This window comes from Sphaerisporangium cinnabarinum (assembly GCF_055567015.1).
The window spans coordinates 83144-96512 of sequence record NZ_JBVHRG010000005.1 but is presented as its reverse complement, the minus strand read 5'-3'; the positions used below and the strand labels follow the sequence as shown (position 1 = coordinate 96512).

The 13369-nt window shown below is 70.7% G+C and carries 12 protein-coding genes; 10 read left to right on the top strand and 2 right to left on the bottom strand.

Features of this window, described 5'->3' with window-relative positions:
* Nucleotides 1-18 precede the first annotated feature (18 nt).
* The 7 genes from yicI (at nt 19) to nrdF (ending at nt 9372) form a co-directional block, all read left to right on the top strand.
* Nucleotides 19-2316 (top strand): alpha-xylosidase, encoded by a 2298-nt coding sequence (yicI, locus tag ACZ4MO_RS09145; protein WP_175009181.1) that lies wholly within the window; start codon nt 19-21, stop codon nt 2314-2316.
* A gap of 132 nt (nt 2317-2448) precedes the next feature.
* Nucleotides 2449-3939 carry a GH1 family beta-glucosidase gene (locus tag ACZ4MO_RS09140; RefSeq protein ID WP_255437270.1) on the top strand — a complete coding sequence of 497 codons (1491 nt, stop codon included), beginning with the start codon at nt 2449-2451 and terminating at the stop codon, nt 3937-3939.
* A gap of 722 nt (nt 3940-4661) precedes the next feature.
* Nucleotides 4662-4907 carry a glutaredoxin-like protein NrdH gene (nrdH, locus tag ACZ4MO_RS09135; protein ID WP_074807501.1) on the top strand — a complete coding sequence of 82 codons (246 nt, stop codon included), beginning with the start codon at nt 4662-4664 and terminating at the stop codon, nt 4905-4907.
* Nucleotides 4908-4987: 80 nt separating this feature from the next.
* Nucleotides 4988-5419, top strand: a complete 432-nt coding sequence (gene nrdI / locus ACZ4MO_RS09130; protein ID WP_021480850.1) for a class Ib ribonucleoside-diphosphate reductase assembly flavoprotein NrdI — start codon at nt 4988-4990, stop codon at nt 5417-5419.
* On the top strand, nt 5416-7575 hold the full coding sequence (gene nrdE, locus ACZ4MO_RS09125; RefSeq protein WP_175009183.1) for a class 1b ribonucleoside-diphosphate reductase subunit alpha: 2160 nt from the start codon (nt 5416-5418) through the stop codon (nt 7573-7575). Before nrdI ends, nrdE begins: the two co-directional genes overlap by 4 nt.
* Nucleotides 7576-7585: 10 nt before the next feature.
* Nucleotides 7586-8395, top strand: coding sequence for an NUMOD3 domain-containing DNA-binding protein (locus ACZ4MO_RS09120; RefSeq protein WP_499278757.1), 810 nt, complete (start codon nt 7586-7588; stop codon nt 8393-8395).
* A complete protein-coding gene (nrdF, locus tag ACZ4MO_RS09115; protein WP_021480852.1) occupies nt 8392-9372 on the top strand; it encodes a class 1b ribonucleoside-diphosphate reductase subunit beta in 981 nt (326 codons plus the stop codon). The genes ACZ4MO_RS09120 and nrdF overlap by 4 nt, the downstream gene beginning before the upstream one ends.
* Before the next feature lie 127 nt (nt 9373-9499).
* On the opposite strand, the gene ACZ4MO_RS09110 is transcribed toward nrdF, so the two are convergent.
* Entirely contained in the window at nt 9500-10060 is a 561-nt protein-coding gene (locus ACZ4MO_RS09110; RefSeq protein ID WP_175009185.1) for a phosphoribosyltransferase family protein, read from the bottom strand.
* A gap of 103 nt (nt 10061-10163) precedes the next feature.
* Complete coding sequence (locus tag ACZ4MO_RS09105; RefSeq protein WP_175009186.1) at nt 10164-11141, bottom strand: FKBP-type peptidyl-prolyl cis-trans isomerase; 978 nt, start codon at nt 11139-11141, stop codon at nt 10164-10166.
* Nucleotides 11142-11338: 197 nt separating this feature from the next.
* Between ACZ4MO_RS09105 and ACZ4MO_RS09100 the strand changes: the two genes are divergently transcribed.
* The 3 genes from ACZ4MO_RS09100 to ACZ4MO_RS09090 are packed head-to-tail and all read left to right on the top strand — an operon-like array spanning nt 11339 to nt 13359.
* Nucleotides 11339-11644 (top strand): Rv1322 family protein, encoded by a 306-nt coding sequence (locus tag ACZ4MO_RS09100; protein WP_074807491.1) that lies wholly within the window; start codon nt 11339-11341, stop codon nt 11642-11644.
* Between the two features lie 19 nt (nt 11645-11663).
* Nucleotides 11664-12515, top strand: a complete 852-nt coding sequence (locus ACZ4MO_RS09095; RefSeq protein WP_255437271.1) for an alpha/beta hydrolase — start codon at nt 11664-11666, stop codon at nt 12513-12515.
* Between the two features lie 55 nt (nt 12516-12570).
* Entirely contained in the window at nt 12571-13359 is a 789-nt protein-coding gene (locus ACZ4MO_RS09090) for an alpha/beta fold hydrolase (protein WP_175009187.1), read from the top strand.
* Nucleotides 13360-13369 lie beyond the last annotated feature (10 nt).

Below are 13369 nucleotides of genomic sequence, written 5' to 3'. Positions count from 1 at the left end.
ACGAAGGAAGCACCACCCATGAAGTTCACCGACGGGTACTGGCAGGTCCGACCGGGCATGCACCCGCTCTACGCGGTCGAGGTCGACGACGTCCGCGCGGACGAGGCGGCCGGCACGCTCACCGTGTACGCGCCGACGGCGAAGATCCGCGGCCGGGGCGACACGCTCAACCGCCCGATGCTCACGACGACGTACTCCTCGCCCGCGCCCGGCGTGATCCGCGTGCGCGTCGAGCACCACCAGGGCGCGGTACGCCGCGGCCCGGCGTTCCAGGTGACCGGCGAGCCCGGGTTCCGGCCCGAGGTCGAGGTGCACGACGACGTCGCGGTCCTGCGGTCCAAGGACCTCGCGGTGCGCGTGCACCGGGGCGACCGCTGGCGCGTGGACTTCGAGGCGGACGGCGAGGTCCTCACGTCCTCGCTGCCGAAGTCGGTCGGGCACGTCACGTCGGACGACGGCGGCGCGTGGACGCACGAGCAGCTCGCGCTCGAGCCGGGCGAGCTCGTCTACGGCCTGGGGGAGCGGTTCGGCCCGTTCGTCAAGAACGGCCAGGTGGTGGACATCTGGAACGAGGACGGCGGGACGTCGAGCGAGCAGGCGTACAAGTCCGTGCCGCTCTACCTCACGACCAAGGGCTACGGGGTGTTCGTCGAGCACCCGGAGAAGGTCTCGTTCGAGGTCGCCTCCGAGGTGAACACGCGCGTCCAGTTCTCCGTCGAGGGGCAGTCGCTGGAGTACCTGGTCATCCAGGGCCCCACCCCCAAGGACGTGCTGCGCCGGTACACCGCGCTGACGGGCCGCCCCGCGCGCGTGCCGGCGTGGTCGTTCGGGCTGTGGCTCACGACGTCGTTCACGACGAGCTACGACGAGCAGACCGTGAACGGCTTCATCGACGGCATGGCCGAGCGCGACCTGCCGCTGTCGGTGTTCCACTTCGACTGCTTCTGGATGCGCGAGTACCAGTGGGTCGACTTCGAGTGGGACCCGCGCACGTTCCCCGACCCCGAAGGCATGCTCCGGCGTCTGCACGACCGCGGGCTCAAGGTGTGCGTGTGGATCAACCCGTACGTCGCGCAGCGCTCGCCGCTCTTCGCGGAGGCCGCGGAGCAGGGCTTCCTCGTGAAGCGCGAGGACGGGTCCGTGTGGCAGTGGGACCTGTGGCAGGCCGGCATGGGGCTGGTGGACTTCACCAACCCGGACGCGACGGCGTGGTACGTGGGGAAGCTCGAGGGCCTGCTCGACCAGGGCGTCGACTGCTTCAAGACCGACTTCGGCGAGCGGATCCCCGTCGACGGGATCGCGTGGCACGACGGCTCCGACCCGCGCAAGATGCACAACTACTACGCCCAGCTCTACAACGAGGCCGTCTTCCGGCTGCTCGAGCGCAAGCGCGGCGAGGGCGACGCGGTGCTGTTCGCGCGGTCCGCGACCGCGGGCGGGCAGCAGTTCCCGGTGCACTGGGGCGGCGACTGCGACTCGACGTACGCGTCGATGGCCGAGTCGCTGCGCGGCGGCCTGTCGATGTCGATGTCCGGGTTCGGCTACTGGAGCCACGACATGGGCGGCTTCGAGGGCACGCCCGACCCGGGCGTGTTCAAGCGCTGGACGGCGTTCGGCCTGCTGTCGTCGCACTCGCGCCTGCACGGCTCGGGCTCGGTCCGGGTCCCGTGGGCGTTCGACGACGAGGCCGTCGACGTGACGCGGAAGTTCACGCACCTCAAGCTCTCGCTCATGCCGTACCTCGGGCGGGTGGCCGAGGAGGCGCACACCGACGGCGTGCCGATGATGCGCCCGCTCGTGCTCGAGCTCCCGCACGACCGCGCCGGGTACTCCGCGGACACGCAGTACCTGCTGGGCGACGCGCTCCTCGTCGCGCCGGTGTTCCGCGCGGACGGCCGCGTCGAGTACTACGTGCCGGAGGGCACGTGGACGCGTCTCGTCCAGCCCGACGACGGCGCCGCCCTGAGCGAGACCGTGACCGGCCCGCGCTGGGTCACCGAGACGCACGGGTTCGACTCGCTCCCGGTGCTCGTGCGCCCGGGGACCGTCCTCCCGGTCGGCGCCCGCACCGACCGGCCGGACTACGACTGGGCCGACGGCGTCACGCTGCACGCGTTCGAGCTGCCCGACGGCTACGACGAGCTCGTGGTCGTCCCGCCGTCGGACGGCGCGGCCGGGGCCACGTTCCGCGTGCGCCGGTCGGGTACGACCCTCACCGTCTCGTCCGACGACGCCCCCGCGGCCTGGTCCGTGCGGGCCGGCGCGGCGTCGGCCGAGGCGCACGGCGCGACGAGCGTGACGATCGACCTCGGCTGAGGACGTATCCTGGGCGGACGCACCATGGAAGCGCTCCCATGGTGCGTCCGCCCGGCGTCGGCCCGCGCCGAACCACCGACCCGACCACCGTCTCGGACCGCGTCGTCCGACGACCGACCAGCGAGGACCCTCGTGACCACCGACACCACCGCCCCCGTCGACGTCGACGCCCAGGCCGCGCCTGCGTCGTCGGGCCGCCGCACGTTCCCCACCGACTTCCTCTGGGGCTCCGCCACCGCCGCCTACCAGATCGAGGGCGCCGCCGCCGAGGGCGGACGCACGCCGTCCATCTGGGACACGTACTCCCACACCCCGGGCCGCACGCTCAACGGCGACACCGGCGACGTCGCGGACGACCACTACCACCGGTGGCAGGAGGACGTGCAGCACATCGCCGACCTCGGTCTCGGCGCGTACCGGTTCTCCATCTCGTGGTCGCGCGTGCAGCCGGGCGGCACCGGGCCGCTCAACCCCGAGGGCGTCGCGTTCTACTCGCGCCTCGTCGACGCGCTCCTCGAGAAGGGCGTCAAGCCCGTCGTCACGCTCTACCACTGGGACCTCCCGCAGGAGCTCGAGGACGCCGGCGGCTGGGCCAACCGCGACACGGCGTACGCGTTCGCCGAGTACGCCCGCCACATGGCGCGCGAGCTCGGCGACCGGATCGACACCTGGACGACGCTCAACGAGCCGTGGTGCTCCGCCTACCTCGGCTACGGCTCCGGCGTGCACGCGCCCGGCCGCACCGAGCCGGCCGCGGCGCTCGCGGCCGTGCACCACCTCAACCTCGCGCACGGCCTCGCCGTCCAGGCGATCCGCGACGAGCTCGGCGAGGACGCGAAGACGTCCGTCACGCTCAACCTCCACGTCATCCGGCCCGACGACCCGTCGTCGGCCGCGGACCTCGACGCGGTGCGCAAGATCGACGCGCTCGCCAACCGCGCGTTCCTCGCCCCCATGCTCGACGGCGAGTACCCCGCCGACCTGCTCGCCGACACCGCGCACGTGAGCGACTGGTCGTTCGTGCAGGAGGGCGACCTCGAGACGGTGCGCCAGCCGCTGTCGATCCTCGGCGTCAACTACTACTCGACGGTGCGCGTGCGCCACTTCTCCGGCGAGGGCGAGCGGTCCGAGAACGACGGCCACGGCGCGTCGAGCCACAGCCCGTGGATCGGCGTCGACGACGTGGAGTTCGTCCAGCAGCCCGGCCCGTACACCGCCATGGGCTGGAACATCGAGCCCGCCGGCATGACCGAGCTGCTCGTCTCCGTGGCGAAGACGTACCCGCACCAGCCGATGATGGTCACCGAGAACGGCGCCGCGTTCGCCGACGAGGTCACGGTCGACGCCGACGGGACCGCCCGCGTGCACGACGACCGCCGCGTCGCCTACCTGCACGACCACGTCGACGCCGTGGGCGCCGCGATCGACGCCGGCGCCGACGTGCGCGGGTACTTCGCGTGGTCCCTGCTCGACAACTTCGAGTGGGGCTACGGGTACGAGCGCCGCTTCGGCATCATCCGCGTGGACTACGACACGCTCGAGCGCACGTGGAAGGACTCCGCGCACTGGTACCGCCGGCTCGCGGCGTCGAACGCGCTCCCGACGGTCGACGAGACCGCCTGACGGCGCTGAACGGCGCTGAACGGCGCTGCCCTGCCCGTCGGTGAGGCGGGCGGCGGTTCTGCGAGGGCCCGCCCGGTCGCACCGGGCGGGCCCTCGCGCGTCCAGGAGCCGCCGAGGTAGAGGCCTGGTAGACCGAGGGAGAACCCGGGTGCGCCGAGGGGGCACCGTGGTTGCAGGGCAGCCAGACCGAGGTGACCTTTCTCGCACGCCGCGCGTCGTCGCGCGACACGCCGAGGGAACGCGACACGCCGACGAGTTCCGCGCGCGTAAGGTCCGGATTGCGATGTTTCGGACGACGCCCCGGGAGGGTCGCACGACCGCGGACGCGTGCTCTCGGGGCGGCCTCGCCGGGTCGCACAGGGTGTGGACCGACACCGTCCCCACCCTGTGGACGGCGCGTCGCGGAGCGCAGGAACGAGCCGTTCGGACGCCTTCGGACGGTGGACGACGGGCTGTGGACGACGCCCTCACGAGGCGTGTCAGAGGGTCCTGGGACTATGGATCCATGGCGCTTAGCACACCCGCCAGGGTGAAGTTCCACCACGACATCTAGTGCGGTGGCACGGTCTCGACCACTAGGTATAGTGGTTGCACACCCAGGGGGCCGGAGGCCTTCTGGCGAATCACACAGACGTAGTTCCACCGGTGTCCTTCGAGGTCAGAGAAGTTTCTCCCTCCCCGAGGACCGTCCCGGACGAGAGCGCGAGACGAGGAGCCACCCCATGAGCGTCACGGTCTACAGCAAGCCGGCCTGCGTCCAGTGCGACGCGACGTACCGCGCTCTCGACAAGAAGGGCATCGAGTACTCCGTCGTGGACATCACCCAGGACGCCGAGGCGCTCGAGCTCGTGCGCGGTCTCGGCTACCTGCAGGCGCCCGTGGTCGTGGCCGGGGACGAGCACTGGTCCGGGTTCCGCCCCGACCAGATCACCGCCCTCGCGCAGAAGGTCGCGCCGGTCGTCGCCTGACCGGTCTCCCCGCGGCGCCGCGAGGCGCCCGGACCACGTACGGAAGCAGGCGGAGCAGGGCAGGACGGAGGTGCGTCCCCGTGGGGTCGCTCGTGTACTTCTCCAGCGTCAGCGAGAACACGCACCGGTTCGTCCAGCGGCTCGACCTGCCGGCCCTCGGCATGGACGTCCAGCGCATCCCGCTGCGTCCGACCGAGGGCTTCCTGCGCGTCGAGGAGCCGTACGTGCTCATGGTCCCGACCTACGGGGGCGGCAACGAGGGCGGTGCCGTCCCGCGCCAGGTCGTGAAGTTCCTCAACGACGTGCACAACCGGTCGTTGATCCGCGGCGTCATCGCCGCCGGCAACACCAACTTCGGCGAGGCCTACTGCATCGCCGGCGACATCATCTCCGCGAAGTGCCAGGTGCCCTACCTGTACGCCTTCGAACTCCTGGGAACAGCCGAGGACGCCGCGCGCGTCCGCGACGGATTGGGACGATTTTGGCAACGACAGTCACGGATTCCGGCGTGAGCGTGGCAGGCGGTGGCACGGTCACCGAGGTGCCGCTGGCGAGCACCCAGCTCGACTTCCACGCGCTCAACGCGATGCTCAACCTCTACGGCCCGAACGGCGAGATCCAGTTCGACAAGGACCGTGAGGCCGCGCGGCAGTACTTCCTGCAGCACGTCAACCAGAACACCGTCTTCTTCCACGACCTCGCGGAGAAGCTGGACTACCTCGTCGAGAACAAGTACTACGACCCGGCCGTCCTCGCGAAGTACGACCACGAGTTCGTGAAGTCGCTGTTCGAGTTCGCCTACGCCAAGAAGTTCCGCTTCGAGACGTTCCTCGGCGCCTTCAAGTACTACACGTCGTACACGCTCAAGACGTTCGACGGGAAGCGCTACCTCGAGCGCTTCGAGGACCGCGTCTGCATGGTCGCGCTCGGCCTCGCCGACGGCAACGAGCAGGCCGCGCTGGACATCGTCGAGGAGGTCATCTCGGGCCGCTTCCAGCCCGCGACCCCCACGTTCCTCAACGTCGGCAAGGCGCAGCGCGGCGAGCCCGTGTCCTGCTTCCTGCTGCGCATCGAGGACAACATGGAGTCCATCGCGCGCGGCATCAACTCCGCGCTGCAGCTCTCCAAGCGCGGCGGCGGCGTCGCCCTGCTCCTGTCGAACATCCGCGAGCACGGCGCGCCCATCAAGCACATCGAGAACCAGTCGTCCGGCGTCATCCCCGTGATGAAGCTGCTCGAGGACTCGTTCTCCTACGCGAACCAGCTCGGCGCGCGCCAGGGCGCCGGCGCCGTGTACCTGCACGCGCACCACCCCGACATCATGCGGTTCCTCGACACCAAGCGCGAGAACGCGGACGAGAAGATCCGCATCAAGACGCTGTCGCTCGGCGTCGTGATCCCGGACATCACGTTCGAGCTCGCGAAGAAGAACGAGGACATGTACCTCTTCTCGCCGTACGACGTCGAGCGCGTCTACGGCAAGCCGTTCGCCGACATCTCCGTCACCGAGAAGTACGACGAGATGGTCGACGACTCGCGCATCCGCAAGACGAAGATCAAGGCGCGCGACTTCTTCCAGACGATCGCCGAGCTCCAGTTCGAGTCCGGCTACCCGTACATCATGTTCGAGGACACGGTGAACAAGGCGAACCCGATCAAGGGCCGCATCACCCACTCGAACCTGTGCTCGGAGATCCTCCAGGTCTCGACGCCGTCGACGTTCAACGAGGACCTCTCGTACGACCACGTCGGCCGCGACATCTCCTGCAACCTCGGCTCGCTGAACATCGCCAAGACGATGGACTCGCCCGACTTCGCGAAGACGATCGACACCGCGATCCGCACGCTCACCGCGGTCTCCGACCAGACGAGCATCGAGTCGGTGCCGTCGATCAAGCGTGCCAACGAGTCCGGGCACGCGATCGGCCTCGGCCAGATGAACCTCCACGGCTACCTCGCGCGCGAGCGGATCCACTACGGGTCCGAGGAGGGCATCGACTTCACGAACATCTACTTCTACACGGTCGCCTACCACGCGATCGCGGCGTCGAACCGCCTCGCGATCGAGCGTGGGCGTGCGTTCGGCGGCTTCGAGGACTCGAAGTACGCGACGGGCGAGTACTTCGACAAGTACACCGACCGCGTGTGGGAGCCCGCGACCGAGCGCGTGCGCCGGCTCTTCGCCGACGCCGGCGTGCACATCCCGACCCAGGGCGACTGGGCAGCCCTCAAGGCCTCGGTCATGGAGCACGGGATCTACAACCAGAACCTCCAGGCCGTCCCGCCGACGGGCTCGATCTCCTACATCAACAACTCGACGTCCTCGATCCACCCGGTGCCGTCGAAGATCGAGATCCGCAAGGAGGGCAAGATCGGGCGCGTCTACTACCCGGCGCCCTACCTGACGAACGACAACCTCGAGTACTACGAGGACGCGTACGAGATCGGCTACGAGAAGATCATCGACACGTACGCCGCCGCGACGCAGCACGTCGACCAGGGCCTGAGCCTCACGCTGTTCTTCAAGGACACGGTCACGACGCGCGACGTCAACCGCGCGCAGATCTACGCGTGGCGCAAGGGCATCAAGACGCTCTACTACATCCGCCTCCGCCAGATGGCCCTCGAAGGGACCGAAGTGGAGAACTGCGTCTCCTGCATGCTGTGAGCGACGAACCGTGATCGACGAGATCCTCGCGGTCAGAGTCCCCGCCGGACTCGTGTATGGCATCCGCCTGCGCGAGTCCGACGAGTACCGCTACGTCGGGCTCACGACGAAGGCTGCGTCGCGTCGGCTTCGCCAGCACTTGCGGAACGCGCGCGATGGTCAGCGGACGCCGTTCTGCGACTGGCTTCGCAAGCATGGCGAGCATGACGTCGTGGTCGACGTCCTGGAGACGGCTCTCGGAGACCTGGAGTCGCTCGGTGAGTCTGAGATCGAGTGGATCGAGTTCTTGCGCGCCAGCGGGCATCGGCTGCTGAACGTGTCAGACGGCGGACTCGGTCCGACCGGAGTCGTCTGGACCGCGGAGCAGCGCGAGGCGGCTCGGGTCAGGTCGACAGGACGCAAGGGGGTCAGCCGCCCGGGTGAGCTCAACCCGTTCTTCGGTCACAAGCACTCGGACGAGCAGCGTGCTCTCTGGTCGGAGCAGCGCAAGGGGACGTTTGTCGGGCCGGAGAACCCCAACTACGGGAAGTTCGGGCCGGAGCACCCGAGCTACGGGCACACGATGTCGCCCGAGGCTCGCGCGGCGCTCTCGGCCATGCGGCGCGGTGAGCTGAACCCGAACTACGGTAGGACGGCGAGTGAGGAGACTCGTGCCAAGCGATCGGCCGCCCAGAAGGGTGTGCCCAAGCCGTCGAGCGCGCGAAGTGCTCACACCCGTCATCACACGAACAAGGGCCGCACCAGCCCGACGTGCAAGTTCTGTATCGCTGACGCGGAGCAGCAGTCCCCGCGTCTACCCGAAGGAGAGAATCCGGCATGAGTCCCACCGGGAAGCTCAAGCTCATCGATCGCGTGAGCGCGATCAACTGGAACCGTCTCGAGGACGAGAAGGACCTCGAGGTGTGGGACCGCCTCGTCGGGAACTTCTGGCTGCCCGAGAAGGTGCCGGTGTCGAACGACATCCAGTCGTGGAACACGCTCACCGCGCAGGAGCAGGAGCTCACGATGCGCGTGTTCACCGGCCTGACGCTGCTGGACACGATCCAGGGCACGGTCGGCGCGGTGTCGCTCATCCCCGACGCGATCACGCCGCACGAGGAGGCGGTGTACACCAACATCGCGTTCATGGAGTCGGTGCACGCCAAGAGCTACTCGTCGATCTTCTCGACGCTGTGCTCCACGCGCGAGATCGACGACGCGTTCCGCTGGTCGGAGGAGAACCCGAACCTCCAGCGCAAGGCCGAGATCGTCATGGAGTACTACAAGGGCGACTCGCCGCTCAAGCGCAAGGTCGCGAGCACGCTGCTCGAGTCGTTCCTCTTCTACTCCGGCTTCTACCTGCCGATGTACTGGTCGTCGCGCGCCAAGCTGACGAACACGGCCGACCTCATCCGCCTCATCATCCGCGACGAGGCCGTGCACGGGTACTACATCGGCTACAAGTTCCAGAAGGGCCTCGAGAAGCTCTCCCCGGAGGAGCGCGACGAGCTCAAGGCGTACACGTTCGAGCTGCTCTTCGAGCTCTACGAGAACGAGGTGCAGTACACGGAGGACCTCTACGACGGCGTCGGGCTGACCGAGGACGTCAAGAAGTTCCTGCGGTACAACGCCAACAAGGCGCTCATGAACCTCGGCTACGAGGCGCTCTTCCCCAAGGACGAGACGGACGTCAACCCGGCGATCCTCTCGGCGCTGTCGCCGAACGCCGACGAGAACCACGACTTCTTCTCCGGGTCCGGCTCGTCGTACGTCATCGGCAAGGCGGTCAACACCGAGGACGACGACTGGGACTTCTGATCCCCGCGCGACCCTGATCCACGACGAAGCGGCCGTCCCCCCACGGGGGCGGCCGCTTCGTCGTCGTCGAGCCGGCTCGGTCGTCGAGCCGGCTCGGTCGTCGAGCCGGCTCAGTCGTCCGGGCGGGTCAGTCGTTCGGCCGGGACTGCGCGCCCTCCACGGGCGGGTCGGCCGACCACGGGAACGTGATCCAGAGGTCGGTGTCCTTCCACGAGTAGTCCGGCTGGATGATCGTGCGCGGCTTCGTGTAGAGCACCGCGGAGCGGGCCTCGGCACCGTGGGTGCTGAGCATGTCCATGACCAGGGCGAGCGTCCGGCCGGAGTCGGCGACGTCGTCGACCACGAGCACGTGCGCGCCCGGCAGGTCGGACGTGTCCATGAGGGGCGGGAGCACGCGCGGGTCGGTGAGGGTCTGGCCGATGTCGGTGTAGAACTCGACGTTGAGCGTCCCGACGCCCTTGGTCCCGAGCGCGTACGCGACCGCGCCGCCGGGCAGGAGACCGCCGCGGGCGACCGCGACGACGACCTCCGGGCGGAACCCGCTCGCGACGACCTGCTCGGCGAGCTCGCGCGCGGCGACGCCGAAGGTCTCCCACGTGAGCACCTCGCGCTCGGGCGGGGCGGTCGAGGGGGTGGCGGCGGCGTCGTCGGGCACGGGTGGGACCGAGATCGTGGAGGCGTCCGTCATGCGTCGAGCCTACGACCCGCCCGCGCCGCGTCCCGACACGCCCCCGGACGCGCGGAGGGCCGCACCCCGAGCGGGGTGCGGCCCTCCGTGACGCGGCGGCAGGTCAGTAGGCCGCGAGGATGTCCACGACGAAGACGAGCGTCTCGCCCGCGAGCTCGTTCGTGTTCGTGTCGCTCTTCTCGCCGTAGCCGAGGGCCGGCGGGATGACGAGGAGCACCTGGCTCCCGACGGTCTGGCCGGACAGGCCCTGGGTCCAGCCGGCGACGACGCCGCTCAGCGGGAAGGTGGAGGGCTCGCCGCGGTCCCACGACGAGTCGAACTGCTCGCCGTCGAGCTTCCAGCCCGTGTAGTGCGCGATGACCGTCTGGTCCTCGGTGACCTCCGGGCCGGTGCCCTTGATGAGCGGCTGCACGACGAGCTCGGTCGGCGCGGTGTAGCCCTCGGGGATCTCGATCGACGGCTTGCCCGTGTCGTCGAGCGTGACGACCGGCAGCCCGTCGGCCGGGGTCACGGCCTCGCCCTCGGCGCGGTCCGGCACGTCGGCGGGGTCCGGAGCGACCGGGGCGTCCCGGACCTCGGTGACCTCGGCGACGGTGAGGACAGCGCTGCCGTCCTGCCCCGGTGCGGCGAACAGGAAGCGCGTGCCGACCTTCTTGCCGACCAGCGCCTCGAGCAGCTGGGGGTACACCTGGTCGTCGAGGACGATCTGCTGCGCCGAGTCGTCCTCCCACGTGGAGCCGAGCTTCGACGCGTCCGTGCCGGAGTACGCGGCCTGGTGCAGCGTCACCTCCTGGCCCTTCGCGATCTCGTCGCCGTCGCCGTCCCCGAGCGAGAGCGCGACCGGGCCCGAGACCTCGAGCGGGGCCTCGAACTCGACGGTGGGCTCGCTGCCGGGGTCGCCCGTGACCGTCACGGCCTCGAGCGCCGCGACGTCCTCGGGCGACGACGTCGCGCCGTCGGAGGCGGACGGGCTCGCCGACGTCTCGTCGTCGGAACCGCCGCCCTCCGACGAGCAGCCGGAGAGGACGAGGGCGGCGCCCAGGGTGAGCGCGGCGACGCCGCGCAGGGTGCGGTGCTTCACGAGGAGGGTCCTTCGGGTCGGGGGGACGGCGGGGGCCGTCGGGTCTGGGCCGCACCCGCACGACGGCGGTCGTCGGCGCCCGGGGACGGGCCACCTCGCGGTCGGACGCCGGGTGCAGCACCGGCCCGGACACTCTAGCGGTCGCGGCTGGACGCCCGCTGGGAGGTCCCGGGCGGGTCCGCGGGGGAGAATGGACCATGCCGTCCCGCCGACCGTCCCGCAAGCGACCCTGGGGCGCGGAGCCCGCGCCCCTCGACCTGGACCGCGCCCTCGGCGGCGCGCGCCGCGAGTCGGGAGCCGACGGCGAGTGGCAGGTCCGCACCGTGCGGGGCGGCGCGAAGACGTACCTCTGCCCGGGCTGCCAGCAGGAGATCCCGCCGGGCACCGGGCACGTCGTGGCGTGGCAGGAGGACTCCTTCTTCGGGGCCCAGACGGCGCTCGACCACCGTCGCCACTGGCACACGTCGTGCTGGGAGGCGCGCGGCCGCCGTCGGCCCCGGTAGACGCACTAGGCTCGGGACGATGAGCACCGCACCCGAGACCGCGCCCGACCCCGCCCGAGCCTCGACGGAGCCGACCCCCATCCGGTCGCTCAGCGTCCTGCCCGCGCGGCGCGAGGACGTCGAGCTGCACACCGCGGACGGCCTCACGCTCGTCGGCGAGCTGGCGCTCCCCGCGGACCGCGACCCGGTCGCGACCCTCGTCACGCTGCACCCCCTGCCGACGCACGGCGGGTACATGGACTCGCACGTCTACCGCAAGGCGGCGTGGCGCCTGCCGGCGCTCGCGGACCTCGCCGTGCTGCGGTTCAACACGCGCGGCACGTCGTCCCCGCGCGGGACGAGCGAGGGCGCGTTCGACGGCGGCGAGGCCGAGCGCTTCGATGTCGCGGCGGCGATCGAGTTCGCCGAGTTCCACGACCTCCCGAACCGGTGGCTCGTGGGGTGGTCGTTCGGCACGGAGCTCGCGCTCAAGCACGGCACGGACCCGGCGGTGGAGGGCGCGATCCTCCTCTCGCCCCCGCTGCACCGCGCGACGGACGCGGACCTCGACCGCTGGGACGCGTTCGGCAAGCCCCTCGTGGTCCTCGTGCCCGAGCTCGACGACTACCTGCGGCCCGACGAGGCGCGCCGGCGCTTCGCACGCGTGCGGAACGCCGAGGTGATCGGCGTCGAGGGCGCTAAGCACCTGTGGGTGGGGGAGTCGTCCGTGCGGCGCGTGCTCGACGAGATCGTGGGGCACGTGCGCCCCGAGTTCCCGCTGCCGCTGCCGACCACGTGGGACGGCGAGGCCGGCGCGACCGCGGACCGCGACACGGCCGACTCGGACCAGGCGAGCTACGACGCGAGCCGGTCCGACGGCGTCGTCGACTGACACCGCGTGGCGGCGCGAGGCGTCGCGCGCACCCGACCGACCCCAGGAGGACCACGTGACGACGGCACCGCTCGAGACCTTCACGCTGCGCGAGGGGTACGGGACCCCGCTCGTGCTGCTGCACGGCTTCCCGCTCGACCACCGGATGTGGGCGGACGTCGCGGAGGCCCTGCCGGGCGAGCCCACCGTCGTCGCCGTCGACCTCCCGGGCCTGGGCGCGAGCCCGCTCGGGGACGAGCCGCCGTCGATCGAGGCGGCGGCCGACGCGACCGCCGACGCGCTCGCCGCGGCGGGGATCACGCGCGCGGTCGTCGCGGGCCTGTCGATGGGCGGCTACGTGGCCCTCGCGTTCGCGGAGCGCCGGCCGGAGCTGGTCGCCGGGCTCGGGCTCGTCGACACCAAGTCCACGGCCGACTCCGACGACGCCCGCGCCAACCGGCTGCGCATCGCCGACGAGGCGGCGAGCTCGCAGACCGTCGACGCCGTCCTCGGCATGCCGGGGGTCCTCCTCGGCGAGACGAGCAAGGCCGCACGGCCGCACCTGACGGCCCGGCTCGAGGAGTGGATCCGTGCGCAGCGGCCCGACGGCGTGGCGTGGTCGCAGCGGGCGATGGCGGCCCGCCCCGACCGCACGTCCGTCCTCGCGGGGTTCGCGGGGCCGGTCGCCGTGGTCGTGGGCGAGGAGGACCAGGTCACGCCGGTGGCGGAGGCGGAGCACATGGTCGCCGCGGCGCCGACCGCGCAGCTCGTGCAGGTGACGGGCGCGGGACACATGAGCGCGGTCGAGGACCCCGCCGCGGTGGCCGATGCGCTCGCGGACCTCCTGGCGCGAGCGGCCGTCTGAGCCGCTGACC